The sequence below is a fragment of the Amycolatopsis rifamycinica genome (assembly GCF_000695625.1).
Taxonomy (GTDB): domain Bacteria; phylum Actinomycetota; class Actinomycetes; order Mycobacteriales; family Pseudonocardiaceae; genus Amycolatopsis; species Amycolatopsis rifamycinica.
In genome coordinates this window covers 37,571-61,764 of the sequence record NZ_JMQI01000003.1, presented here as the reverse complement: position 1 = coordinate 61,764, position 24,194 = coordinate 37,571, and the positions used below count along the sequence as shown (strand labels likewise).

25 protein-coding genes are annotated in these 24,194 nt (G+C 71.5%); 12 read left to right on the top strand and 13 right to left on the bottom strand.

Annotated elements, in window-relative coordinates:
* Together DV20_RS01925 and DV20_RS01920 are read left to right on the top strand one after the other, a co-directional pair.
* The gene (locus tag DV20_RS01925; protein WP_043775825.1) at nucleotides 1-561 is read left to right on the top strand and encodes an RsiG family protein; all 561 of its coding nucleotides are present in this window, start codon (nucleotides 1-3) and stop codon (nucleotides 559-561) included.
* Entirely contained in the window at nucleotides 558-1,490 is a 933-nt protein-coding gene (locus DV20_RS01920; RefSeq protein WP_043775824.1) for an asparaginase, read from the top strand. The genes DV20_RS01925 and DV20_RS01920 overlap by 4 nt, the downstream gene beginning before the upstream one ends.
* A gap of 133 nt (nucleotides 1,491-1,623) precedes the next feature.
* On the opposite strand, the gene DV20_RS01915 is transcribed toward DV20_RS01920, so the two are convergent.
* Nucleotides 1,624-2,520, bottom strand: a complete 897-nt coding sequence (locus DV20_RS01915; protein ID WP_043775822.1) for a hypothetical protein — start codon at nucleotides 2,518-2,520, stop codon at nucleotides 1,624-1,626.
* A 207-nt stretch (nucleotides 2,521-2,727) separates the two neighbouring features.
* Here DV20_RS01915 and DV20_RS01910 point away from each other — a divergent pair, with 207 nt between their 5' ends.
* Together DV20_RS01910 and DV20_RS01905 are read left to right on the top strand one after the other, a co-directional pair.
* Entirely contained in the window at nucleotides 2,728-2,922 is a 195-nt protein-coding gene (locus tag DV20_RS01910) for a DUF3073 domain-containing protein (protein WP_043775821.1), read from the top strand.
* Between the two features lie 121 nt (nucleotides 2,923-3,043).
* Nucleotides 3,044-3,898: a 3-hydroxybutyryl-CoA dehydrogenase gene (locus tag DV20_RS01905; protein ID WP_268747379.1), complete on the top strand. Its 855-nt coding sequence runs from the start codon at nucleotides 3,044-3,046 to the stop codon at nucleotides 3,896-3,898.
* Here the strand turns inward: DV20_RS01905 and DV20_RS01900 are convergent.
* From DV20_RS01900 to DV20_RS01885, 4 genes are all read right to left on the bottom strand, one after another.
* Nucleotides 3,889-4,710: an ECF transporter S component gene (locus DV20_RS01900; RefSeq protein ID WP_043775817.1), complete on the bottom strand. Its 822-nt coding sequence runs from the start codon at nucleotides 4,708-4,710 to the stop codon at nucleotides 3,889-3,891. The two genes, DV20_RS01905 and DV20_RS01900, sit on opposite strands and share 10 nt — an antisense overlap.
* 417 nt (nucleotides 4,711-5,127) lie before the next feature.
* Complete coding sequence (locus DV20_RS01895) at nucleotides 5,128-6,726, bottom strand: ABC transporter ATP-binding protein (protein WP_043775814.1); 1,599 nt, start codon at nucleotides 6,724-6,726, stop codon at nucleotides 5,128-5,130.
* Nucleotides 6,723-7,784 carry a CbiQ family ECF transporter T component gene (locus tag DV20_RS01890; RefSeq protein ID WP_167344354.1) on the bottom strand — a complete coding sequence of 354 codons (1,062 nt, stop codon included), beginning with the start codon at nucleotides 7,782-7,784 and terminating at the stop codon, nucleotides 6,723-6,725. The genes DV20_RS01895 and DV20_RS01890 overlap by 4 nt, the downstream gene beginning before the upstream one ends.
* Nucleotides 7,774-8,397 carry a hypothetical protein gene (locus tag DV20_RS01885; RefSeq protein WP_043775811.1) on the bottom strand — a complete coding sequence of 208 codons (624 nt, stop codon included), beginning with the start codon at nucleotides 8,395-8,397 and terminating at the stop codon, nucleotides 7,774-7,776. The genes DV20_RS01890 and DV20_RS01885 overlap by 11 nt, the downstream gene beginning before the upstream one ends.
* 78 nt (nucleotides 8,398-8,475) lie before the next feature.
* Here DV20_RS01885 and DV20_RS01880 point away from each other — a divergent pair, with 78 nt between their 5' ends.
* A complete protein-coding gene (locus DV20_RS01880; RefSeq protein ID WP_043775810.1) occupies nucleotides 8,476-9,384 on the top strand; it encodes a Gfo/Idh/MocA family protein in 909 nt (302 codons plus the stop codon).
* Nucleotides 9,385-9,678: 294 nt separating this feature from the next.
* Entirely contained in the window at nucleotides 9,679-10,416 is a 738-nt protein-coding gene (locus DV20_RS01875) for a GNAT family N-acetyltransferase (RefSeq protein WP_043775808.1), read from the top strand.
* Here the strand turns inward: DV20_RS01875 and arfB are convergent.
* From arfB to DV20_RS01845, 6 genes are all read right to left on the bottom strand, one after another.
* Nucleotides 10,413-10,829: an alternative ribosome rescue aminoacyl-tRNA hydrolase ArfB gene (arfB, locus tag DV20_RS01870; protein WP_043775806.1), complete on the bottom strand. Its 417-nt coding sequence runs from the start codon at nucleotides 10,827-10,829 to the stop codon at nucleotides 10,413-10,415. The two genes, DV20_RS01875 and arfB, sit on opposite strands and share 4 nt — an antisense overlap.
* A 48-nt stretch (nucleotides 10,830-10,877) precedes the next feature.
* A complete protein-coding gene (gene purM, locus DV20_RS01865; protein ID WP_043775805.1) occupies nucleotides 10,878-11,948 on the bottom strand; it encodes a phosphoribosylformylglycinamidine cyclo-ligase in 1,071 nt (356 codons plus the stop codon).
* Nucleotides 11,949-11,976: 28 nt separating this feature from the next.
* The gene (purF, locus tag DV20_RS01860) at nucleotides 11,977-13,503 is read right to left on the bottom strand and encodes an amidophosphoribosyltransferase (protein WP_043775803.1); all 1,527 of its coding nucleotides are present in this window, start codon (nucleotides 13,501-13,503) and stop codon (nucleotides 11,977-11,979) included.
* Between the two features lie 119 nt (nucleotides 13,504-13,622).
* On the bottom strand, nucleotides 13,623-13,928 hold the full coding sequence (locus DV20_RS01855) for a hypothetical protein (RefSeq protein WP_043775802.1): 306 nt from the start codon (nucleotides 13,926-13,928) through the stop codon (nucleotides 13,623-13,625).
* On the bottom strand, nucleotides 13,915-14,154 hold the full coding sequence (locus DV20_RS01850; RefSeq protein WP_043775801.1) for a DUF397 domain-containing protein: 240 nt from the start codon (nucleotides 14,152-14,154) through the stop codon (nucleotides 13,915-13,917). The genes DV20_RS01855 and DV20_RS01850 overlap by 14 nt, the downstream gene beginning before the upstream one ends.
* 261 nt (nucleotides 14,155-14,415) lie before the next feature.
* Nucleotides 14,416-15,294 (bottom strand): helix-turn-helix domain-containing protein, encoded by an 879-nt coding sequence (locus tag DV20_RS01845; protein ID WP_043775799.1) that lies wholly within the window; start codon nucleotides 15,292-15,294, stop codon nucleotides 14,416-14,418.
* Nucleotides 15,295-15,494: 200 nt separating this feature from the next.
* On the opposite strand from DV20_RS01845, the gene DV20_RS01840 reads away from it, so the two are divergent.
* Nucleotides 15,495-16,292 (top strand): SAM-dependent methyltransferase, encoded by a 798-nt coding sequence (locus DV20_RS01840; RefSeq protein WP_043776047.1) that lies wholly within the window; start codon nucleotides 15,495-15,497, stop codon nucleotides 16,290-16,292.
* A 16-nt stretch (nucleotides 16,293-16,308) separates the two neighbouring features.
* On the opposite strand, the gene DV20_RS01835 is transcribed toward DV20_RS01840, so the two are convergent.
* Entirely contained in the window at nucleotides 16,309-16,689 is a 381-nt protein-coding gene (locus tag DV20_RS01835) for a sterol carrier family protein (RefSeq protein ID WP_043775798.1), read from the bottom strand.
* A gap of 62 nt (nucleotides 16,690-16,751) precedes the next feature.
* Between DV20_RS01835 and DV20_RS01830 the strand changes: the two genes are divergently transcribed.
* The 5 genes from DV20_RS01830 to DV20_RS01810 all read left to right on the top strand — a co-directional run bounded on the left by DV20_RS01830 (nucleotide 16,752) and on the right by DV20_RS01810 (nucleotide 21,579).
* On the top strand, nucleotides 16,752-17,450 hold the full coding sequence (locus tag DV20_RS01830; protein ID WP_200876339.1) for a type VII secretion system-associated protein: 699 nt from the start codon (nucleotides 16,752-16,754) through the stop codon (nucleotides 17,448-17,450).
* A 104-nt stretch (nucleotides 17,451-17,554) separates the two neighbouring features.
* Complete coding sequence (locus DV20_RS01825) at nucleotides 17,555-18,355, top strand: lysozyme (RefSeq protein ID WP_043775795.1); 801 nt, start codon at nucleotides 17,555-17,557, stop codon at nucleotides 18,353-18,355.
* Nucleotides 18,356-18,547: 192 nt separating this feature from the next.
* A complete protein-coding gene (locus tag DV20_RS01820) occupies nucleotides 18,548-19,417 on the top strand; it encodes a lysozyme (RefSeq protein WP_043775793.1) in 870 nt (289 codons plus the stop codon).
* A 172-nt stretch (nucleotides 19,418-19,589) separates the two neighbouring features.
* Entirely contained in the window at nucleotides 19,590-20,471 is an 882-nt protein-coding gene (locus DV20_RS01815) for a hypothetical protein (protein ID WP_043775790.1), read from the top strand.
* A gap of 4 nt (nucleotides 20,472-20,475) precedes the next feature.
* A complete protein-coding gene (locus tag DV20_RS01810; RefSeq protein WP_043775789.1) occupies nucleotides 20,476-21,579 on the top strand; it encodes a pentapeptide repeat-containing protein in 1,104 nt (367 codons plus the stop codon).
* 118 nt (nucleotides 21,580-21,697) lie between these two features.
* On the opposite strand, the gene purL is transcribed toward DV20_RS01810, so the two are convergent.
* The gene (gene purL, locus DV20_RS01805; RefSeq protein WP_043775786.1) at nucleotides 21,698-24,004 is read right to left on the bottom strand and encodes a phosphoribosylformylglycinamidine synthase subunit PurL; all 2,307 of its coding nucleotides are present in this window, start codon (nucleotides 24,002-24,004) and stop codon (nucleotides 21,698-21,700) included.
* Nucleotides 24,005-24,194 lie beyond the last annotated feature (190 nt).

Below are 24,194 nucleotides of genomic sequence, written 5' to 3'. Positions count from 1 at the left end.
GTGATCGAAGTGCGGCCCGGCGGCAGGCGGCGGATCGACCGCGTGCTCGGCCCGGGGTACCTCAGCGGCCTGGGTGAACTGCCGCTGAAGGTGCTGCGCGAGCGGCGCGACGAAGCCGCGCAGGAAGAGACCGACCTGTCCTACCTGCGCCGTCTCCTGCACGCCCGGATCGACATCGTGCGCGCGGAGCAGGCCCGGCGCAGTTCCGGCGGCGCGAGCGTCGTCGACCAGCTGGCGACGATCCTGGCCGACAACGCACTGGGCCCGGCGGCGGGCTCGGGCCGTCACCAGCAGCTGGAGCCGTCCCGGGCCGGCGAGCACCGCCGGCACGCGGAGGCCCTGATCGGCGACACGGACCTGACCGACGTCGAGTCCCTGTCGGACGAGAAGCTCGCCTCCGCATTGGACACGTACGCGCGCGAAGAGCTGTCGGTGTCGTCGTTCCGCCGCGAGGTTCAAGGCGTGATGGACACGTTGAACGCGGAGATCGCGAAGCGCTACCAACAGGGATCGGCCACTGTGGACGAGCTGCTGGAGAACGAGGGCGGCCGCGGCGAGTGACCAACCCCGTGCTCGCCGAGGTGGTCCGCTCCGGTTTCGTCGAAAGCGTCCACCGCGGGGCGTTGGTGATCACCGGCCCGGAAGGCGGCGTGCGGCTGGCACTGGGCGACGTGGTCTCGCCGGTGTACCCGCGGTCGTCGAACAAGCCGCTGCAGGCGGTCGGCATGCTGCGCGCGGGGCTGGGCTTCACGGGCGAGGAGCTGGCGCTGGCGTGCGCGTCCCACTCGGGCGAGCCCGGGCACGTGAAGCGGGTCCTGGAGCTGCTCACGGCGGCCGGCCTGACCGAAGAGGACCTGGCGTGCCCGCCGGACTTCCCGTTGCACGTGCCGAGCATGCGCGACGCGGCCGAGCCGCGCCGGGTGATGATGAACTGCTCGGGCAAGCACACGGCGATGCTGACGACGTGCGTCCGGGCGGGATGGCCGGTCGCGGGGTACGCGGCGCCCGGCCACCCGGTGCAGCAGGCCGTGGCCGGCGCCGTGGCGGAGCTGACCGGCGAGCCGATCGCCCACACGGGTGTCGACGGGTGCGGCGCGCCGCTGTTCGCGTTCTCCCTGACCGGGCTGGCCCGCGCGTTCGGCCGGATCGCCGGTGCTTCCGACGGCCCCGCGGCGGAGGTGGCGTCGGCGATGCGGGCGCACCCGTGGCTGGTGGCGGGGACCGGGCGCGAGGACACGGCGCTGATGTCCGGTGTGGAGGGTCTGATCGCGAAGGCGGGCGCCGAAGGGGTCCAGGCGTTCGCGCTGCCGGACGGGTTCGCGGTGGCGATCAAGATGGACGACGGCGCGAAGCGGGCGTGTGCGCCGCTCGCGGTGGAGGCCCTGCGGTACCTGGGGGCGGACGTGTCGGGGCTGGCGGAGCTGGCGCGGCCCGCGGTTTCGGGTGGCGGGCAGCCGGTCGGGGAGATCCGGGTGCCCGAACTGCGCTGACCGGCACGCGATCGCGCCGGGCTTTCCGCTGTTCAGCCGGGTTTGCGGCCGCTGAGCAGCCCCCGGTTTCAACGCTACCGGTGGGCACCGACAGTTCCGGGCCGGACGGGGCGGCGGGCGGGGCGGTTGTCCACTAGTTGGCGTGCTCGCGGGCGGCCACGTCGCCCCAGAACTCGCGCAGGTCCGAAAACAGCTCGGCCAGCTCCTCGACGTTGCCCGAGCGCAGGGCGTCCAGGATGTCGTGGACCTCGTCGGCCGTGTTGTCGGCTTCCAGGACCGGGTCCGTGAACAGCTGCACCAGGCCGCCGTAGTCGAGCTCGATCACCGAGTCCGCGTGGAAGTTGTCCAGCCAGCGGCGCGTCTCGAACAGCACGCGGCCCGGCCCGGAGTCGCCGAAGGTCTGTTCCAGCAGCTCGCCGGCCTCGCGGGCGCGGTGCTGGGCGTCGGCGAGGGTGGCGCGCCAGGACAGTTCGCGCCGGGGGTCGGTGCGGCCGTTGCCGAGGACCAGGCGCCGCTCCTCCGGTTCGATCAGCACGAACCACGGCAGCGGGACGGTCCAGGTCGTCGACAACGTGTGCGCCGCCGACGTGGTCAGGTCCGCCATCGCCGACTTCGTCCTGGCGCGGATCGTCTCCTGGGTGAAGCCGCCCTCGTCGAGGACGACGTTCTTCAGCGCCGGGTGCGCGTCGCCGAGGAAGGTGACCAGGGCGGCGGCCGAGCGGGCGCGCAGCTCCAGCGGGCAGACGAGCGGGCCGTGCTCGGCCTTGCCGCCCGGCACCTCTTCGGGGTCGAGGACCAGGACGTCGGTCAGCAGGCTCGGCGCCGGACGGCCGTCGGCGAGCTCGGCGGGCAGCAGCCGGCGCGGGGCCGCCACCTGTGACTTGAGCCACATGGCCTGCTCGCGCGCCCCCGCGTCCGTCCGCCGCAGCTTGGCCGCCGCGACGGCCGCGCGCAGCCGCTCGTCCGGCGGTTCGCCCAGGGCGAGCAGGGGTTCGTACACCCGCAGGTAAGCCACGAAGGGACGGAGCACGGGTAGATCGTGGCACGTCTACCTGCACCGATCGCCACCGACCGGCCGGTAACCAGTGTCCGGCGAACACTGTCACGACCGGCACACCGTGCCACGTCGCATCCAACCCCCCGGACACGGTACGGTGTGAGCAGGAAAGAATTGTCGAGACGATGCGGGGCCGCCGATTCCCCCGGCCGCCCCGCCCCTGTGCGAGGGGGTCGAGCCATGGGGCGCGGCCGGGCTAAGGCCAAGCAGACGAAGGTGGCGCGTGAGCTCAAGTACAGCTCGCACGAGACCGACTTCGATGCTTTGCAGCGCGAGCTGTCGAGTAACTCCTCCAGTGACAACCACCACGAGGAACCTGTCGACAGCCGGTATGAAGACCCGTACGACGACGGGTACGACGAGTACCGTCGTTGAGCACGCGTAACCGCGCGAGGGCGTAGCCGGGCACCACCCGGCGACCGCCCTCGCGCGCTGCATGCTGCCCTCAGTGCTGTCCGGACGAGGGCGTGCGGGTCTGCGATGAAGGAGTGAGCCGGTGGTAAGTCGGGTTGGAGTCGTCGGGGCGGGCCTCATGGGGTCCGGCATCGCCGAGGTGCACGCGCGGTCCGGGTTGGACGTCGTGATCACCGAGGTGAACCAGCCGGCGCTCGACGCGGGCAGGGCGCGCATCGAGAAGTCGCTGCAACGCGGCGTCAAGAGCGGCAAGCTGACCACCGAGGACGCCGACGCGGCATTCGCCAGGCTCCGGTTCACCACGGACATCGCCGAGTTCGCCGACCGCGAACTGGTCATCGAGGCGATCCTCGAGCAGGAGCAGGCGAAGGTCGACGTCTTCCGCCAGCTGGACAAGATCGTCGAGGCGGAGGACGCGCTGTTCGCGTCCAACACGTCGTCGATCCCGATCATGAAGCTGGGCATGGCGACGAGCCGGCCGCAGCAGGTGGTCGGCATCCACTTCTTCAACCCGGTGCCGGTGCTGCCGCTGGTGGAGCTGGTGCCCTCGCTGCTGACCAGCGAGGAGACCGCCCGCCGCGCGGAGGAACACGCGACGACGGCGCTGGGCAAGACGGTCATCCGGTCGCAGGACCGCGCGGGCTTCATCGTGAACTCGCTGCTGGTGCCGTACCTGCTGTCGGCGATCCGGATGATCGAGTCGGGCTTCGCTTCGGCCGAGGACATCGACCGTGGCATGGAGCTGGGCACGGCCCACCCGATGGGTCCGCTGCGGCTGTCCGACCTGATCGGCCTGGACACGATCAAGGCCATCGCGGACTCGATGTACGCGGAGTTCAAGGAGCCGCTGTACTCGTCCCCGCCGCTGCTCCTGCGCATGGTGGACGCGGGCCTCCTCGGCAAGAAGACCGGCCGGGGCTTCTACTCCTACAGCTGACGCTGGTCGAACGTCACGGGCGCATCGAAGGCGGCCCGCCTGGCGGCGCGCCTCAGCACCGCCAGGACGGCCGGCCCGAGCACGACGATGGCGACCGCGTTCGTGATCGCGCGGCCGGTGTCCCACCCGAGGGTCGACGTCAGCACGGTGTAGACGGCGAACCGGTGCAGGTTCTCGCCCAGCGGCGCACCGGGAACGAAGCTGAGCGGCGTGGAGTCGCCGGCGAGGAACGGCCACGACCACAGGCTCATCAGCAGCCCGAAGAAGTAGGCCGCGAAGACCCCGTAGCCGACGAGCAGGGCAATTTCCGCTTTGCCGCGCACCTTCCGCGGAAGCAGCCCACCCCCGAGCCCGATCAGCGACGACGCGAGCATCTGGAACGGCAGCCACGGCCCGACCCCGGCGGTGAGCAACGCACTGGTGAACAGCGACGTCGACCCGAGCACGAACCCGAACCCGGGCCCGAACACCCGCCCGGCGAGCACGAGCAGGAAGAAGACCAGCTCGATCCCCCCGGTCCCGGCCCCGAGCGGCCGCAGCCCGGCGTTGACGGCCGAGAGCACCCCGAGCAGGGCGAGCGCCTTGGCGTCGATGCCCCCACGGGACAGCTCGGCGAGCACAACGAGGATGAGCACCGGCAGGGTCGCCATGAAGACGAAGGGCGCGTCAGCGGTGTGCGCGGCCGCGGCGGGTCGCGGGTGCGCGAAGAGCGGCCAGCAGAACATGGCCAGCCCGAGAAGGCTCGCGACGGTGAGAACCAGCGCGGGCCGCGGAGTCAGGCGGACGGGGCGGGGCGGTGGGCTGTCGGTCATGCCGGGGTCACCGCCGGCACACAGGCGAACGGCCATCGCAGCGCACGCTCGCCAGCCTCGATGCCCACTTCCGAACGCACCCATGCCACCACCGGCGCACTCGGGCACCCGCGGAAGGCTCCCGACCGGGAGCCGCCGAGCCGTGCCGGAACGAGCTCACCATCCCCCGCCCCCGAACGCACGCACGCCACCACCGCCCCACCCGGGCACCCGCGAAAGGCCGCCGACCGGGAGCCGCGGAGCGGCGTGGGAGCGAGCTCGCCAGCCTCGATCCCGTGCCCGAACGGGCGGCCGCCGCCTGCGCACTCGGACGCCCGCGAAAGGCCACCGACCGGGAGCCGCGGAGCAGTGCCGGAGCGACCTCGCCCTTCCTCGGCCCCCGCCCCCGCCCCCGCCCCCGCCCCTCCGCCTGCTGCCTCATGCCAAGGCCTCCGCTACCTCGTCCACCGTCAGCCAGGGCTGCGGGGCCAGGATCTTCGCCACCTGCGGGGCGAAGGCCGGTGAGGCGACGATCACCTCCTTGGTCGGGCCGTCCGCTACCACCTCGCCGTCGGCCATGACCACCACGCGGTTGGCCACCGTGGCCACGAACTCGACGTCGTGGGTGGCCAGCACTACCGCGTGGCCCTGCGAGGCCAGCTCTCGCAGGGTCGCCGCGAAGCGCCTTTTCGCGTGGTAGTCCAGGCCGCGGGTGGGCTCGTCGAGCAGCACGACCGGCGGGGCCGACGCCAGCTGGACCGCCAGCACCAACGCCAGTCGCTGCCCTTCCGAGAGGTCGCCGGGGTGCGCTTCACCGGCGATTCCCGGGGCGAGCCTGTCCAGCAGCGCCCGGGCCGTTCCTGCCGGGACCTCCGACTCGGTGTCCGCCTGTGCGCACTCGGCGTCCACCGAATCGAGGTACAGCAGGTCGGCCGGGGTCTGCGGGACCAGCCCGACGCGCCGACGGGCCACCTTCGGCTTGAGTGATGCCGGGTCCGCGCCACCGACGTCGACCTTCCCCGCCGACCTCGGGCCGCTGCCCTGCACCGCCCAGAGAAGCGACGACTTGCCGGAGCCGTTGCGTCCCATCAGCGCGACCACCTCGCCCGGTCCGGCACGCAGGTCCACCCCGCGCACCGCCAGGACATCTCCGTATCGGACCACCACCCCTCTCACGTCCAGTGCCGAACCGGTCACCGAGAGACTACGACCCACCACCGACAATTTCTGGAGACGAGCGCGCAGCGGCCCCGCGACCCGCCGGGCGTCCCGGACCGACAACGGCAGCGGTGACCAGCCCGCCAGCCTGCCCAGCTCGGCGATCGGCGGGGCGATCGGCGACGTCGCCAGGATCTCGGCCGGCGATCCGGAGCGCACCGAGCCGTCGCCCGGCAGGTACAGCAGGCGGTCCGCGTACTGGGCCACCCGCTCCATCCGGTGCTCCGCGACGATCACCGTCGTCCCCAGGTCGTGGACCAGCCGGGTGATCGCCGCGAGCACGTCCTCGGCGGCCGTCGGGTCGAGCGCGGACGTCGGCTCGTCCAGGACGACGACCGAAGGGTGCGCCGTCAGCACCGAGCCGATCGCGACGCGCTGCTGCTGGCCGCCCGACAGCGTCCGAAGCGGACGGTTGCGCAGGTCCGCGATGCCCAGCAGGTCGAGGGTTTCCTCGACGCGCTTGCGCATGACGTCCGGCGGCACCGCCAGCTGCTCCATCGCGTACGCGAGCTCCTCCTCGACGGTGTCCGTCACGAACCCGGAGAGGGGGTCCTGCCCGACGACGCCGACGACCGGCGCCAGCTCGCGCGGCGGGTGGAGGGCCGTGTCGAACCCGCCGACGACGACCCGGCCGGACAGCCGGCCGCCCGTGAAGTGCGGGACCAGCCCGTTGATCGCGCCGAGGAACGTCGACTTGCCCGCCCCCGTCGGGCCCGCGACCAGGCACAGCTCGCCCTCTTCGACCTGCAGGGACACGTCCGACAGCACCGGCCGCGCGGCGTCCGGGTAGGTCACCGTGACCCGCGAGAACTCGATCACCGGGCGACCTCCGGAACAGGCGGGGCGACGAACGCCGGCAGCACCGCGACCAGCACGGACACCACGTGCACCCAGGACACCTCCGGCCACCGCAGCGGGCTCAGCGAGGGGAACAACCGGCCCGGGTCGATCCGGACCGTCGCGAACAGCAGCGCGCACGCCCCGACGCCGGCCGCGACGACCAGCGTCTCCGGCCAGCGCCACGGGTCCGGCCGGTACGCCGTCCGCCGCACCCGGCGCCCGCCGAGGACGAAGCCCACCACGGCCACGACCAGCCCCGCCGCCAGCAGCGGCACCCCGCGCCAGGACGACGTCCCGTCGAGCACGCCGTAGACGCCGACGCACACGCCGACCAGCCCGGCCAGGACGCAGGCAGCGATCAGCACGCGCAGGCGCAGCCCCAGGTAGGCCCGGCGGCCGTAGCCCCGGGAGTCCATCGCCGCCGCCAGCCGCAGGGACCGGTCCATCGCGTCCTCCAGCACCGGCACCACGATGCCCTTGACCGCCCGCAGCCCGCGACCGGAGCCCGCCCGCAGCCGGCGGGCCCGCCGCACGCGCTGCACGCTCTCGACGAGCTGCGGGGCGACCGTCAACGCCACCGTCACCGCCGTGCCCACCTCGTACAACGCCCCCGGAACCGCCTTGAGCAGGCGTTTCGGGTTGGCCAGGGCGTTCGCCGCGCCGACGCAGACGACCATCGCCGCCAGCCGCAGCCCGTCGTAGAACCCACCCAGCAGCTCCTCCGCCGACGTCGGGCCGAACAGCGACAACCCGGCGACGACCGGGATGCGCGGGAGCGTGAACAGCACGTGCCCGCCGTCGTCGCCGCCGATCAGGATCCGGAACAGCACGCGCGAGGCGACGATCAACGCGCCGACGTAGACGTACAGCCGGAACGCCAGCGCCCAGGGCGCGTCACTCCGCCGGTTCGCCACGACGAAGCCGGCGACGGCGATGATCAGGCCCAGCAGCAGCGGGTTCGTCGTCCGGCTGGCCGCGACGGCCAGCGCGAGCGCCCAGGCCCACCAGGCGCCGGGGTGCAGCGCCCTACTGCGCACGCCGGCGCCGGGCGACGACGATCCCGGCGCCGCCGACCAGCACGATCACCACGGCTCCGATCACCAGGCCCCACGGGAACGAGCCGCCCTCGGTGCCGCCGGGTGCGGGGGCGGGAGTGGCCGCCTGCCGCGCCGGGGCCACGCGCGGCGGCGCCGGCAGGTCGTTCGCGGACTTCGGCCGCGCGAACGCCCACCCCTCGAACCCGCCGGGAGCCGGCTTCGCCGTCTGCGCGCCCTCCTGGCTCGACGTCCAGCTGCCTCCGGCCGGAGCGTGCCAGTAGCTCCAGTACGCCGTCGCCGACGGCATGCCCGCGCAGGACTCGACGTCGGGGCCGGGCAGGCCGTTGAGCCGGCAGGCCACCGCGAGCCCGTACTTCTGCGAGCCCGCCACCTCGATCCCGGCCTCCCGCAGGGCGGCGATGCCGTTCGCGGGCGTGCCGGCGGCGCAGCGGACCACCGGCCCGGGACCCAGGTCGCCGAAGTCGACGACCACCGTGACGCCGCCGCCCTCCGGGCAGGCCCCGTCCGTGCCCGTCGCCGAAGCGGGTGCGGCACCCACGATGGCGGCGCCGAAGAGGAGAGCGCAAGCAACGGCGAAACGGGAGGCGATCATGCAGGCACTTTAACCACGTCGACACGCGCCGCAGGTGCGGTTCCGCCAGCGACGCGGGACACACCTAGACTGCGGGCCGTGGGACAGCTCATCGCGGACGGACAGCTGCGCGTAGGCCTGATCGGCGCCGGCCCGTGGGCGACGACGATCCACGCGCCCGGACTGGCGGACCACCCCGGCACGGCGCTGACCGCGGTCTGGGCCCGGCGGCCCGAGGCGGCGCAAACGCTTGCGGAGACGCACTGCGCGACCGCCGCCGGCAGCGTCGAGGAGCTGTTCGAGCAGGTGGACGCGGTGGCGTTCGCCGTTCCGCCGTCGATCCAGGCTGAGCTGGGCGTGCGCGCGGCCGAAGCCGGGAAGCACCTGATCCTGGAGAAGCCGATCGCCGCCGACCTCGCCGGGGCGCAGCGGCTGGCCGACGCGGTCGCGGCCGCGGACGTCGCCGCGTTGGTCGTGCTAACCCTGCGGTACTCGGCGCAGACCCAGGAGTGGCTCGCCGGGCTCGCCCAGGCGGGCGGCTGGACGGGTGGCGGCGCGCGCTGGCTGTCCGGCGCACTCCTCGGCGGCCAGTACGCCACCTCGGCGTGGCGGCAGGACGACGGCGGCGCGCTGTTCGACATCGGCCCGCACGCCCTCGACATGCTGGACGCCGCGCTGGGCCCGATCACCGAGGTCGTGGCGGCCCGGCAGAGCCCCGGCGACCTCTGGCACCTGATGCTGGCGCACGAGGGCGGCGTGATCAGCACGGCCACGCTCTCGCTGCGGCTGCCGGTGCAGCCGACCGTCGTCGAGGTCGCGGTCTGGGGACAGCACGGCTATCGGACGCTCGGGCGCAAACCGGGATCGGCCCAGGAGTCCTACACCGCCCTGCTGGACGACTTCGCGGCGATGATCGCCAGCGGCACGACGACGCACCCCTGCGACGTCCGGCGCGGGCTGCACCTCCAGGTGTTGCTCGAGCAGGCGCGCGAGCTGGCCGCGAAGTAGTACACAGGCCCGCCTGGCCGATTTGTATTGGTTAGCAAGGCTTCCTGACGAAGTCGCGAATTCTGTCCACAGGGTTATCCACAGCGTCCACTGTGGACGGTAGGCGGCCGGTAATCCGCTTGCGCACCGTGCGACGATGACTCTCGAAGAGCCCCTTCGAGTTCAAGGAATGACCGCCTATGCCTGGCGCCGCCTCCGGCGTCGGCCTCCGCTAGGCCCGACGCCCGGCGATCTGCCCGCACGCCCGCTTCCGCGGGCTGCGGTTCCTTGACGTGCTCTTCGGAAGGCTCACCCATGTCCGCCATTCAGGCCTATGTCCGCACGACGGCGCCACGCGGCCGGGAGACCGAGCGGGTCGGCCCGTTCCTCGCCACCTACTCGCCGGGCACACCCCATCCGATGCTCAACTACGCGATCCCGGACGACGGCGCGCGGCCGACGGCGGCCGAGATCGACGCGCTGACCGCGGCGTACCGGCGGCGGGGCCTGCTCCCGCGGCTGGAGTACTTCACCGACGTCGCCCCCGACCTGGAGAAACTGCTGGTCGGCGCGGGGTATGAGCTCGAACGGCGGGTGCCGCTGATGACGTGCGCGCCGGCCGCGCGGGTCGGCAAGCCGGCTCCGGCCGGCATCCGGCTGCGCGTGCCCGAGTCCCGCGAGGACTTCCGGCGCATGCGGTCGGCGCAGAACACGGCGTTCGGCGAACCCGCGGAAGCCGGCGACGACGAGATCAGTGCCGACGCCGGCGTGCGGCACCTCTTGGCCGAGGAGGTCGCGACGAAGAAGGTGGTCGGCGGCGGGCTCGCGCTCGACATCGTCGACGGCACCACCGAGATCGCCGGGATCGCCGTGCTCGAGGAGTACCGCGGCCGCGGGATCGCGGCGGCGCTCACCGCGCACCTCACCCGCGCGGTCCACGAGGCCGGCGCCCACACGGCGTTCCTCACCCCCGGTGACCTGGGAATCGGGACCGTTTACGCCCGCGTCGGCTACCGGCCGGCGGGCGAGTGCGTGCACCTGTCCCTGAGTTAGTCGTCGAACCGGCCGGAACGGCCCTTCTTCACGTCGCTCCGGCGCTTCTTCGACGCCAAGCGGCGCTCCTTCGAACCCCGCGAGGGCTTCGTGGGGCGCCGCTTGGCGGGCGGCGGCGCCGACGCGTCGAGCAGGAGGTTCGCCAGCCGGCCGCGCGCGGCTTCGCGGTTCTGCAGCTGGGACCGGTGTTCGCTGGCGGCGATCGTCAGGACGCCGTCGACCAGCCGCGAGCCGAGCCCGTCCAGCACCCGGTCACGCAGGTGCCCGGGGATCGACGGCGACGAGGCGACGTCGAAGGACAGCTCGACCCGCGAGTCCGTGGTGTTCACGCCCTGCCCGCCGGGGCCGGACGACCGCGAAAAGCGCTCGCTCAACTCGGCTCCCGGGATCACGAACCGGGAGCCGACCACCACGTCTTCGGCTGCCACCCCTCAAGTGTGACAGCCGCGAGCAAGGACGTTTCAGAACCGCGGGTGGTCACCCGAGAGCACCGCGCGCGGGCCGTCGACGTCGTCGGCGGGCTGGACCTCGCCCAGCACCCACGCCGGGACGTGCCGCGCGGTGAGCATGGCCAGCGCCCGGTCGACGTCCTCGGCGCCGACGATCGCGACCATGCCGACGCCCATGTTGAACGTCTTCTCCAGCTCGGCGCGCTCGACCTTGCCGCGCTGGCCGATCAGCGCGAACACCGGCGCCGGCGTCCAGGTGCCGCGGGCGAGCCGGGCGACCAGGCCGCGCGGCATGACGCGGGCCAGGTTGGCCTCCAGGCCGCCGCCGGTGATGTGCGCGAACGTCCGGACCTCGGTCTCGGCGGCGAGCGCCAGGCAGTCCTTCGCGTAGATCCGCGTCGGCTCCAGCAGCTCCTCGCCGAGGGTCCGGCTGAACTCCTCGACGTAACCGTCGAGCGGCATCCGGGCGATGTCCAGCAGCACGTGCCGGGCCAGCGAGTAGCCGTTCGAGTGCAGGCCCGACGAGCCGAGGGCCAGCACGACGTCACCCGGGCGGACCTTCTCCGGCGAGAGCAGCTGGGACGCCTCGACCACGCCGACGCCGGTAGCTGACATGTCGTAGTCGTGCTCGCCCATCAGGCCGGGGTGCTCGGCGGTCTCGCCGCCGAGCAGCGCGCAGCCGGCCCGGACGCAGCCCTCGGCGATGCCGCCGACCAGCGCGGCGATCTTCTCGGGGTGCACCTTGCCGACGGCGATGTAGTCCTGCAGGAACAGCGGCTCGGCACCGGTCACGACCAGGTCGTCGACCACCATGGCGACCAGGTCGATGCCGACCGTGTCGTGCTTGTCGAGCGCCTGCGCGACCGCGATCTTCGTGCCGACACCGTCGGTCGAGGACGCGAGCACCGGCTCCTTCCACTTGTCGAGCTTCAGGGAGAAGAGCCCGGCGAAACCGCCGACGCCACCCAGGACCTCGGGCCGCGTCGCCCGCTCGGCGTGCGGCTTGAGCAGCTCGACGGCTTGGTCGCCGGCGTCGATGCTGACGCCGGCGGCGGCGTACGTGGCGCTCGTGGACTCGCTCACGGTGGACGGACTCCCTACTGGAAGGAACTCAGGGACGCCGGACGGCGTCTTCGGCACCGTACCCGGCGGGGCTGACGGGGGTTGCCGCGCCATTGACCGCGTCGAGGCTTTCGAGCAGGTGTTTCCCGATCAGCGCGTCCTCCGGCAGCGGAATCGGGTACTCGCCGGAGAAGCACGCCGTGCACAGCCGCGACTTCGGCTGCTCGGCCGCCGCGACCAGGCCGTCCAGGGAAATGTAGCCCAGCGAGTCGGCCCCGATCGAGCGCCGGATGCCGTCGAGGTCGACGCCGTTCGCGACCAGCTCGGCCCGCGACGCGAAGTCGATGCCGTAGAAGCAGGGCCAGCGCACCGGCGGCGACGCGATCCGGACGTGCACCTCGAGCGCGCCCGCCTCCCGCAGCATGCGGACGAGCGCGCGCTGGGTGTTGCCGCGGACGATCGAGTCGTCCACCACGACCAGGCGCTTGCCGCGGATGACGTCCCGCAGCGGGTTCAGCTTGAGCCGGATGCCCAGCTGGCGGATGGTCTGCGACGGCTGGATGAAGGTGCGCCCGACGTAGGCGTTCTTCACCAGGCCGGTGCCGTACGGGATGCCCGAGCCCTGCGCGTAGCCGATCGCGGCGGGCGTGCCCGACTCCGGCACCGGCATCACCAGGTCGGCCTCGACCGGCTGCTCGTGCGCCAGCCGGCGGCCGATCTCGACGCGGGTGGCGTGCACGCCGCGGCCGGCGATCGTGGTGTCGGGGCGGGCGAGGTAGACGTACTCGAAGACGCAGCCCTTGGGGTCCGGGTTCGCGAACCGCGAGGAGCGCAGGCCGGCGGCGTCGATCGCGATGAGCTCGCCCGGCTCGACCTCGCGGACGAAGGACGCGCCGACGATGTCGAGGCCCGCCGTCTCGCTCGAGACGACCCAGCCGCGCTCGAGGCGGCCGAGCACCAGCGGGTGCACGCCGTGCGGGTCACGGGCCGCGTACAGCGTGTTCTCGTCGGAGAACACCAGGCAGAAGGCGCCCTTGAGGGTCGGCAGCAGCTCCATGGCGGCGGCCTCGATGCCCTTGTCGGCGGCGTTCGCGGCGAGCAGGCCGCAGATGAGATCGGAGTCACTCGACGAACCGGTCAGGCCCGCGTGCGGCTTGAGCCCCGCTTCGATGGTGCGCTCGCGCAGCTCCGCCGTGTTGACGAGGTTGCCGTTGTGCGCGAAGGAGAGACCGCTGCCGGTCTCGGTGGTGCGGAAGATCGGCTGGGCGTTCTCCCAGATGGTCGCGCCGGTGGTCGAGTACCGGCAGTGCCCGACGGCGATGTGGCCCTGCAGCGACTGCAGGATCTGCTCGTCGAACACCTGGCTGACCAGGCCGAGGTCCTTGAAGACCACGATCTGCGAGCCGTCGGAGACGGAGATGCCGGCGGCCTCCTGGCCCCGGTGCTGCAGGGCGTACAGGCCGTAGTAGGTCAGCTTCGCGACTTCTTCCCCGGGAGCCCAGACGCCGAAGACGCCACACTCCTCACGGGGTTCCGGTTCGGGCTGGTCGGACACGAGCTGCGGGTCGGAAACCACCGAGGAGCTCCTGGGAAGACGTGGTCAGGCCGGTTTTCAGTGTAGACGGTGCGGACATGAGTCAGGCCCCGCCCGGCGTGGTTCTGACCACTTCGGACGGGGCCCGCAAGCCTGTACCGCTAACACGCGTCGGGCAGCGAAAGGATCTCCGTCAGCACCTGAGCGCCTTCGCCGCGGCGGCGCCACAGCCACCGCTCCGGCTCGAAGATGTTCTCCTCGGAGCCGGGCATCCTGGTCGCCACGACGTCGTCCTCGGCGTTGAGCCGGACCACGTCCACCACGTCGTCGTGCACCCGCACGCCGACGACGGCGAGGACCTCGCCGCGTTCGTCGGCGGGGTGGACGAACTGGAAGCCGCGGGCCACCAGTTCCTGCAGTCCGGTCTCGATGTCGAAGACGGGGGCGACGGCCTCAGCCGAGGACATCGTCGAATTCACCGTCCTTCGCGCCCGCCAGGAAAGCCGCCATCTCGGCGCGGGTGTAGACGAGCGCCGGGCCGGTCGGGAACCGCGAGTTGCGCATCGCGATCTCCCCGCTGGACAGCGGCGCGACCTCCACGCAGTTGCCGTAGGCACCGCTGTAGCTCGCCTTGCGCCACTCGGCACCGGATAGCCGATCGGCCGGGATGCCGTTGTCGAATCGCTCAGCCATGTTCCCACCTCTCGATGCGGAAAGCTCCAGGTGGGCAATGCAGATGCATGTGCATTTGCCCGCGTATCCGAGGCTAGCACGTGTGCCTGCAGCGGTAAATGCACGTGCAGAATTTCTTGCAAAGTTCTCCGACGGTAAACAAGGGGGGAGTCGCAGTTAACCCATCGGGTGAAACGGGGGCGCTCGATTGGCCCAATAACTACAGTCGGTTACCGATCAACGGGTACAGCAGGGCACCGCATCGGGCCGCACAAAGGGGTTCTAGATCTCCTGCCGGCGCTTCGCGAGCATCGATCGGCTTCGCTCCGGCGTTTCCGCGTCGACGGCCAGCATGTCGAGCGCGCGGCTGTACTTTTCGATCTCTTCGCGCTTCTCGATGTAGTGCGCGCCGGTCAGGTATTCGACGTACGCGATGTTCGGCAGTTCCGGTTCACCGAACCGCAGCAGCGAAAACGCGTGCTCCGCGGACAACCCGCTGCGCGTGAACGGCAGGACCTGGATCGACACGTGCGGCAGCGCGCTCATCTCGAGCAGGTATTCGATCTGCTGCTTGAGGACCTTCACCCCGCCGATCGGGCGGTGGAGCACCGACTCGTCGAGCACCATCCACACGCGCGGCGCGTCCGGCCTGCTGAACATCTTCTGCCGCCGCATCCGCAGCGCGACGAGCTGGTCGACCCGCTCGTCGGCCATCTCCGAGCGGCCGTGGCTGAAGATCGCCCGCGCGTACGGCTCGATCTGGAGCAGGCCCGACACGTAGAGCGGCTCCCAGATCTGGATTCGGGCGGCGGCTTCTTCGAGGCCGACGAGGTCGGTGAACCAGTTCGGCATGGTGTCGCCGAATCGCCGCCACCAGCCCGGCTCGTTCGATTGCTTGACCATGTCGAGGAACGCGCGGCGCTCCACCGGGTCGTCGACGCCGTACATCGTCAGCAGGTCGGTGACGTCGCGTTCCTTGAACCCGACGCGGCCCAGCTCCAGCCGGCTGATCTTGGACTCGGAGCCGCGGATGTTGTAACCGGCCTGCTGACGGGTGATGCCGGCCTCTTCGCGGAGACGGCGCAGCTGCGAGCCCAGGATCATGCGGCGCGCCGTGGGGCCGATGTTCTGTTCACCTGCGGACGCGTTCACCGCGTTCATTCCCGGCCCTTCCGCGCTCACGTCACCAGGGGGTCCTAGCCCGACTACCGAAAGTACACGTTGGGCCGTCCTGCGCAAAGAGGTGACCCGGTTTACCGCATGCGTGTGGAGTCCTACTCTACGTAGAGTACGAGACTTTCAACACAGAACTTGCGAGGTTCAACATGCCCGACGCCGCGACCCGCACCGAACGAGTTCCCGTGGGGGTCGACCCGACCCGAGCGAGCATCGCGCGCGTGTACGACGCCTTCCTGCTCGGGAAGGACAACTACGAGATCGACCGGGAGGTCCTGCACAAGGTGCAGAAGGCCGCCCCGGAGGCGCAGGACCTCGCGTTCGAAAACCGCGGCTTCCTGATCCGGGCCTGCCGCTTCCTCGCCAGCCAGACCGGCATCACCCAGTTCCTCGACTGCGGGTCCGGCCTGCCGACCGCCGAGAACACCCACCAGGTCGTCCAGCGGATCAACCCGGAGATCCGGGTCGTCTACGTCGACAACGACCCGGTCGTGCTGGCCCACGGCCGCGCGCTGCTGGAGGAGAACGAGAACACCCACTTCGTCTCCGAGGACATCTTCGAGCCGCAGCGGATCCTGGAGAACGAGGTCGTCCGGCAGCACATCGACTTCTCGCAGCCGGTCGCCTTCCTGCAGCTGGGCACGCTGCACCACTTCAACGGCGCGGAGGAGCGGCCGGCGGAGATCATGAAGGAGTACGTCGACGCGCTGCCGTCGGGCTCGTTCGTGGCGCTCTCGCACTTCTTCGACCCCGAGGACGAGGACTCCGCGACCGCCCGCAAGATGGAGGACTTCTTCCTGCACAGCCCGATGGGCTCAGGCACGTTCCGGACGCAGAAGCAGATCGAGGACCTCTTCCCCGGGCTCGAAATGGTGCCCCCGGGCGTGGTCCGCTGCGCCGACTGGTGGCCGGACGGCCCGCGGCTCAAGGACCTCAACGTGGCCCAGCGGACCATCGCGGGCGGGATCGGCCGCAAGCCGTAGTCCCGCGCCCCGCCCGTCAGAGGCGGAGCAGCGGAAGCCAGTGGGACAGATCGGCCCGGGTGCCCGACGCGGACACCCGGCCGTCCGCCACCGCCGTGGTCCAGTCCAGTTGCCCGGTGGCCAGCTCGAGCCAGGTGCGCGGGTCGGTCTCGATCACGTTCGGCGGGGTGCCCCGGGTGTGCCGCGGCCCCTCCACACACTGCACCGCGGCGAAGGGCGGCACGCGCACCTCGACCGTCCGGCCCGGCGCGTCCGCCGCGAGCGCGCGCAGGCTGAGCCGGACCGCCGCGGCCAGTTCCGGGCGCGCCGGATCGGGCGCGTCGCCCCGCAACCACGGGGAAATCGCCAGCACCGCCGCACGTAACTGTCCGGGGTCGACCGAACGCGAAGAGGCCATGGGCAAACAGTAGAGTGGCGCACCAAGACTTGGCAGGCACACCCGAGAACATGGGGAAGACGATGGCGCAGCGGGACGAGTCGGATCGGATGGTTTCGCAGCAGCCCACCGGAAGCGGAGCCGATCGCCCCGGCGGGCACGGCAAGCACAACCGGGCCGCGCGGCGCGAAGGCCAGCAGGCGAGGCGCGCGGGCAAGCACGGCACACCCGAGATCACCGCGGAAATGCGCGCGAACGCCCGCGCCAACCCGAACAGCTGGCTCTACGTCATCGACGAGGCCTTCGACCCGAACGGCCCGGTGCCGTCGTGGGCGGTCGTCGGCGCGTACCCGGTGAACGACGCCGGCGACGTCGTCGCCGACTTCCACGCCAACGACCGCTACCGGCCATCGCCGAAGGCGCTCGGCTTCCCGGACCCGGCGAACGACCTCGAGCACCTGCTGCAGCTCGTCCGCACCGAGCACCGCCCGCCGTCGGACCTGCCGAAGGTGGTCCTCGACGCGACGCTGTTCGTCTACGCGATGTCGCCGGTGCAGCGGACGGTCATCGGCTTCCACAACACCGACGGCCGGGTCATGGTGCCCGCCTACACCCGCAAGTCACTGGTGCCGCGCGAGTGGCCGCACGCGCGGGCCGTGCTCGGCCGCGACATCGTCGACCTGCTCGGCGGGCACCCGGTCGCGATCAACCCGCACGACCTCATCACGGCCGTCGTGCCGGCGGAGCACCTCCTGAAGGCCATCGCCGACGAACGGCGCTGACCAGCGGGCTCCACCCCATCGAGTGATCATGAATTCGCCGATCCGGGGAACCCGGTGCATCGTGAGGCTGGAGAAGTCTCACGAGACCGGTGGGGAGCACGAGGGTGAAACGACGTTTGCTGCCCTTCGCCGCCGTCCTCGCGTCCGTCCTCCTCGTGGCGGGGCAGGCGCCGGCGAAGGCCGACGACCCCTACGCCGGCGCCGCGGACCACTACGCGGGTTCGCAGATCGCCGCGGTCGAGGGCGTCGGCGAGGCCCCCGACGTGCTGTACGGCGGGGACGACCAGCAGCTCGGGCACGACGTCAGCGGGCACCAGGGCCCGGTCGACTGGCCCGGCGCGGCGGGGTCCGGCGCCAAGTTCGTCTACGTCAAGGCGACCGAGGGCACCGGTTTCCGGAACCCGCAGTTCGCGCAGCAGTACAACGGCTCGTACCAGGTCGGCCTGATCCGGGGCGCCTACCACTTCGCGCGGCCGGACGTCTCCGACGGCGCGTCGCAGGCGCGGTACTTCCTGGCCCACGGCGGCGGCTGGTCACCCGACGGCAAGACGCTGCCCGGCGCGCTCGACGTGGAGTACAACCCGTACGGCGAAACGTGTTACGGCAAGGACGCGGCGGGCATGGTCGCCTGGATCCGCGCCTTCTCCGACACCTACCGGGCGGCGACCGGCCGGTTCCCGACGATCTACACGTCGACGAACTGGTGGAAGCGGTGCACCGCGAACAACGGCGGGTTCGGCGCCAACCCGCTGTGGATCGCGCGCTACAACACCTTCATCGGCGAGCTGCCGTCCGGCTGGGGCGTCCACACGATCTGGCAGTTCGCCGACCGCGGCACCCTGCCCGGCGACCAGAACTGGTTCTCCGGCTCGACGGACCGGCTGCTCGGCCTGGCGCTGGGCTGATCGGCCCAGTTGTCCAATAATAGGTGTTAACTCGTCACCAATTAACGATCTTCTTCCCGGGAAAATCACCCACACGTATACCCAATTTCACGGAACTGAGTGACAAACGCCCCTTCGTCCTCAACAATCGTGCACGGGCGGCTACCTGCAGTAAGCCGCCCATCGCGAGGGTATCTGTGAAGGGATCCAACGATGTCCACATCCCGAAGAGGGCGGCTGTTCGCTGCCCTGGTCGTCCCGGCCACGCTGCTCCTGCTCGGCAGCACGGCCCAGGCGGCGACCCTTTCCCCTGAAGTCGACCCCGTGACCGCGATCAACGCGGACATCGCACAGCACGACCACGAGCTCGGGTCGCAGATCCGGCGCGTCGAAGGCGACAAGTCGACTCCGGACTCCCAGAAGGCGGCGCAGCTGCCGCAGCCCGGCCAGGCCATCCCCGGTCAGGTGCTGGCCACCGTCGCCGGCATGGACGTCGCCGGCTACCAGGGCAACGTCGACTGGGCGTACTGGTGGAACCAAGGCAAGCGGTTCGTCTGGACCAAGGCCACGGAGAGCACCAGCTACACCAACCCGTACTTCGCCCAGCAGTACAACGGCTCCTACAACCAGGGCTTCATCCGCGGCGCCTACCACTTCGCCACGCCGAACACCTCGAGCGGCGCGGCGCAGGCGCGGTACTTCGTCGCCAACGGTGGCGGCTGGTCGAAGGACGGCAAGACACTGCCCGGGGCGCTGGACATGGAGTACAACCCGTACGGCGCGACCTGTTACGGGCTGAGCAAGGCCGGGATGACGTCGTGGATCCTCGACTTCCACGACACCTACCACGCCCTGACCGGCCGCTGGCCGGTGATCTACACGTCGACGACCTGGTGGAGCAGCTGCGTGAGCGGTGACTTCTCCAGCACGGCCCCGCTGTGGGTCGCGCGGTACTCGTCGTCGGTCGGCACCCTGCCCTACAACTGGGGCTTCTACACCGTCTGGCAGTACACCTCGAGCCCGCTCGACCAGGACACCTTCAACGGTGCCTACGACCGGCTCCAGGCCCTCGCCACCGGCTGATCCACCCCGCCCGGTTCCCCGGGTCGTGCCGGCTTCGCGTCGGCACGACCGGGAGCCGGTGCATGCCGTACCGTCCGGGCTTGCAGAACGCCGCAGCCACGTCCCGGGGAACCGCACGCCCCCACCGGACGTCGGAAGCGCACGAACACCCAGCGCCCGGAAGGCACGAAAGATGACCTACCCGCCTCAGCCGGGCCAGCCCGGCCAGCCCGACCCGTACGGCCAGCCGCAGTCCGGCGGCTACCCGCAGCAGGGCGGCTGGGACCCCAACCAGCAGCAGCAGCCGTACCCGACGCAGCAGTACCCGCAGGGCTGGGACCCGAACCAGCAGGGGTACGCGCCGCCTTCGGGTGGCTTCCCGGCGAACCCGCAGCCGGGCTGGGGTGACCCGTACGCGCAGCAGCACCAGCAGTCGGCGTGGGCGGACCCGAACGCGCAGCAGTACGGCCAGCAGGCGTGGGACCCGAACGCGGCCGGCCAGGTGTCCGGCTGGGACCCGGCGACCGGCGGCTACTCGCAGGGCTTCGGCGGGCCGCCCGCGCCGCCGAAGAAGAGCAAGACCGGGATGTGGATCGCCATCGGCGCCGCCGTGGTCGTCGTGCTGGCCCTGGTCGGCGTCACGGGTTTCGTCGCGCCCGGGTTCTTCCTCTCCAAGGACGACGACACCAGCACGGCGGCGGCCCCGTCGTCGAGCACGCCCACGGCGAACCCGACGGCCACGAAACCGACGACACCGAGCAGGAAACCGTCCTCCGGCAGCGGCAGCTCGGAGGGCAAGGCCGTGCTGCAGGGCTTCATCGACAAGCTGAACGCGGGCGACAACGCCGGAGCCGTCGCCTTGGGGTGCGAACAGGCGAAGCAGCGGCTCGGCTCGTGGATCGAGACGTTCCTCGACCCGCCGCTGCAGCTGCAGCTCGGCGACGTGCCCAACGACCGGTCCCTGGTCATCGCCGAGGTCAGCGGGACGGCCGCCGGCAAGCCGGTCGAAGGCACGCTGAGCGCGACGAACTTCGACAAAAAGGGCTTCTGCGTCAGCACCATGCTGGTGTCCTGAGGCCGTGAAGCTTTGGCGATCGCCGCTGGCATGGACGTTCCTCGCGTCCGTGGTGCTGCTGCTCGGGGTCGGCGGCTGGCTGCTGACCGACCCCGCCACCAGCCGCAGTGACGCGCTCAAGACGGGCGGCCTGGCCGGCGGCGCGATCGTGGCGCTGTACGCGCTGTGGCTGAACGACCGCCGCCGCCGGGTCGAGGAACGCCGCCAGGACATCGAGCGGCAGCGCCACGAACTCGAGTCGCAGCGCGCGGAACAGGACCGCGAGCGGGTCGCGGACGAACGGTTCGCGAAGGCGGTCGAGCTGCTCGGGCACGCGGCCGACCAGGTGCGCGTGGGGGCGCTGCACGCGTTGGCGGGGCTGGCGCGGAGCAGGCCGGACTACACGCAGACGGTGCTGGACGTGCTGTGCTCGTACCTGCGGCGCCCGTTCGAGCACCCGCGATACGTAGGCGACCTCGAACGCCACGAGCGCAGCGACACCCGAGGTGAACCCGAGCAGGAGCAGGAACTCCAGGTGCGCCTGACCGCGCAGCGGCTGCTCAAGGATCTGCTTCCGGCCACCGACCTGCCGGACGCCCCGGACTACCACCTCGACCTCACCGGCGCGGTTCTCGAATACCTGGACCTCGGCGGCCGCCGGATCGGCGGGATGCTGCTGCGGTACGCGGCGCTGCACAGCAGCACGAACTTCACCGGATGCCGGTTCACCGGCCGCGTCTACTTCACCGCCGCCGGCACCGGCCGCGGCCGGCTGATCGGCAACTTCCGGTGCCGGGCAGCGGTGTTCGAAAGCCACGCCTGGTTCAGCGGAACCCACTTCGCCGAGCTGGCCGACTTCGCCGAGACCACTTTCGCCGGGCCGACCAACTTCAAGGACGCGGAGTTCGCCGGCGACGTCGTCTTCGCCGGGGTGAAGGCCACCGATTCGCTCGACCTGCGGCGGACCCGGTTCGCCGGGCAGACCGACCTGCGGTTCGCTTCGCTGCCGGACTCGGTTTCGCTGTACAACACGGTGGTGCTCACCGGTAAAGAGGTGCGGCTCCCGGAAGCGTGGGAGCTGGACGAACTGCCCGACGGGGACGCGCGGATCGTCGCCAAGGCGGGCTGAGCAGCCCCCGTTTTCCACGCTACCGGAGGGCACCGACAGTTCCGGTGGGCCAGCGGCCGGCCTGGCGCGGGGCGTGAACCTCCGTTGGGGCCTTCGCCCGAAGGCCCCAACGGAACGCTCAGTCGAACAGGGCGGGCAGGGTGCCCTCCCAGGCCTCGCGCAGCTCGTCGAGGGTGAACTCCGTGATGCCCTGCAGCTCCAGCGCGCCCGACTCCGGGTCGACCACGCCGGTCTTGCGCCACGGAAGGCCGCGCGCGGTGCACATCTCCGTGAAGCGGAGCTCTTCCGTGCGCGGGACCGCCACCAGCACGCGGCCCGCGGACTCGGAGAACAGCTGCACGAACGGGTCCTGGTCGGCGTCGAGGAACACCCGGGCGCCGCACTGTCCGATGAGGACGGTCTCGACCAGCGTCTGGATCAGGCCGCCGTCCGACAGGTCGTGGGCCGCCGAGATCATGCCGTCGCGCGAGCCCGCCACCAGGATCTCGCCCAGCAGCTTCTCGCGGGCGAGGTCCACGCGCGGGGGCACGCCGCCGAGGTGACCGTGCAGCTCGCGGGCCCACGCCGAGCCGTCCAGCTCGTCGTGCGTCTCGCCCAGCAGCAGCAGGGTCTCGCCCGCTTCCGCCCCGATGCCGGTCGGGATGCGGCGGGTGACGTCGTCGATCACGCCGAGGACGCCGATCACCGGCGTCGGCAGGATCGCCGTGTCGCCGGTCTGGTTGAAGAAGCTCACGTTGCCGCCCGTCACCGGGATGCCGAGCTCGACGCAGCCGTCGGCGAGGCCGTGCACGGCCTGCTCGAACTGCCACATCACGCCCGGGTCGGTGGGCGCGCCGAAGTTCAGGCAGTCCGACACCGCGACCGGCGTCGCGCCGCCCGTGGCGACGTTGCGGTACGCCTCCGCCAGCGCCAGCTGCGCGCCGCGGTACGGGTCCAGGTAGACGAACTTGCTGTTGCAGTCGGTCGCCACCGAGACGCCGCGGCCGGTCGACTCGTCGATCCGGATCATGCCGGAGTCCGACGGCTGGGCCAGCACGGAGTTGCCGCGCACGTACCGGTCGTACTGCGACGTCACCCATTCCTTCGACGCCTGGTTCGGCGAGGAGATGAGCTTCAGCACGTCCGCGCGCAGTTCGTCCGGAGTGGACGGACGCGGCAGCTTCGCGGAGGTGTCGGCGATCAGCGCGTCCTGAGTGGACGGACGCTCGATCGGCCGGTCGTACACCGGGCCCTGGTGGGCGACCGTGTGCGCCGGGACGTCGACGACGACCTCGTCGTGCCAGGTGATGACCAGGTGCTCGCCGTCGGTGACCTCGCCGATGTCGGTGGCGATGACGTCCCACTTGCGGCAGACGGCCATGAACGCCTCGACGTTCTCCGGTGCGACGACCGCGCACATGCGCTCCTGCGACTCGCTGGAGAGCACCTCGGCGGGCGTCATCCCGCTGGCGCGCAACGGAACGCGGTCGAGGTAGATGTGCATGCCGCCGTCACCGGCCGCGGCCAGCTCCGACGTCGCGCAGGACAGCCCGGCGCCGCCGAGGTCCTGGATGCCGACGACGAGCTTCTGCGCGAACAGCTCGAGGCAGCACTCGATGAGCACCTTCTCGGTGAACGGGTCGCCGACCTGGACGCTCGGCAGCTTCTTGCGGCCGCCCGACGACTCGTCACCCGAAAAGGTGTCACTCGCCAGGACGGAAACACCGCCGATGCCGTCGAGGCCGGTGCGCGCGCCGAACAGGATGATCTTGTTGCCGGTGCCGGAGGCGAAGGCGAGGTGCAGGTCCTCGACGCGCATCGCGCCGACGCACAGCGCGTTCACCAGCGGGTTGCCGGAGTAGGAGGGGTCGAAGACGAGCTCACCGCCGATGTTCGGCAGGCCGAGGCAGTTGCCGTACCCGCCGACGCCGGCGACGACGCCGGGCAACACGCGCTTGGTGTCGGGGGCGTCGGCCGGCCCGAAGCGCAGCGCGTCGGCGACCGCGAGGGGCCGCGCGCCCATGGCCATGATGTCGCGGACGATGCCGCCGACCCCGGTCGCGGCACCCTGGTACGGCTCCACATAGGACGGGTGGTTGTGGCTCTCCACCTTGAAGGTGACCGCCCAGCCCTCGCCGATGTCGACGACGCCGGCGTTCTCCCCGATGCCGGCCAGCATCTTGGCCTTCATCTCGTCGGTGGCGGTCTCCCCGAAGTAGCGCAGGTGCTTTTTGGAGGACTTGTACGAGCAGTGCTCGCTCCACATGACCGAGTACATCGCCAGCTCCGCGTCGGTGGGCCGGCGGCCGAGGATTTCCCGGATCCGGGCGTACTCGTCGTCGGCGAGGCCCAGTTCGCGGTAGGGCTGGCTGTGGTCCGGGGTCGCCCCGGCGCGCTCGGTGGTGTCAACGGTGCTGGTCACGGTGTCCGTGTCAGGGTTCGCCACGGCCGTCAGGATACGTGCCGCCCGGTGGTGCCCCGGACACTGGGGCGGCGGAGCCGAGCGGTCCGCGAACGGTGTGACGGAGGCGACACCGGGGCCAGGTCGTCGCGCCGGATGGGGCTTCGGTGCGGCGGATCGCGTGGGTGCGCGGCGCGGCTTCGTTGTGGGGGCGCGGCGGGGGCGCTGGGGACAG

Bases quoted from the DNA above. Each gene is read 5' to 3' on its own strand.
- DV20_RS01885 (WP_043775811.1), bottom strand. From the start codon at position 8,397: ATGATCGCCTCCCGTTTCGCCGTTGCTTGCGCTCTCCTCTTCGGCGCC.
- DV20_RS01845 (WP_043775799.1), bottom strand. From the start codon at position 15,294: ATGAACGCGGTGAACGCGTCCGCAGGTGAACAGAACATCGGCCCCACG.
- DV20_RS01900 (WP_043775817.1), bottom strand. From the start codon at position 4,710: ATGACCGACAGCCCACCGCCCCGCCCCGTCCGCCTGACTCCGCGGCCC.
- DV20_RS01815 (WP_043775790.1), top strand. From the start codon at position 19,590: ATGACCTACCCGCCTCAGCCGGGCCAGCCCGGCCAGCCCGACCCGTAC.
- DV20_RS01835 (WP_043775798.1), bottom strand. From the start codon at position 16,689: ATGGCCTCTTCGCGTTCGGTCGACCCCGGACAGTTACGTGCGGCGGTG.
- DV20_RS01820 (WP_043775793.1), top strand. From the start codon at position 18,548: ATGTCCACATCCCGAAGAGGGCGGCTGTTCGCTGCCCTGGTCGTCCCG.
- DV20_RS01875 (WP_043775808.1), top strand. From the start codon at position 9,679: ATGTCCGCCATTCAGGCCTATGTCCGCACGACGGCGCCACGCGGCCGG.
- DV20_RS01830 (WP_200876339.1), top strand. From the start codon at position 16,752: ATGGCGCAGCGGGACGAGTCGGATCGGATGGTTTCGCAGCAGCCCACC.
- DV20_RS01855 (WP_043775802.1), bottom strand. From the start codon at position 13,928: ATGTCCTCGGCTGAGGCCGTCGCCCCCGTCTTCGACATCGAGACCGGA.
- DV20_RS01850 (WP_043775801.1), bottom strand. From the start codon at position 14,154: ATGGCTGAGCGATTCGACAACGGCATCCCGGCCGATCGGCTATCCGGT.
- DV20_RS01910 (WP_043775821.1), top strand. From the start codon at position 2,728: ATGGGGCGCGGCCGGGCTAAGGCCAAGCAGACGAAGGTGGCGCGTGAG.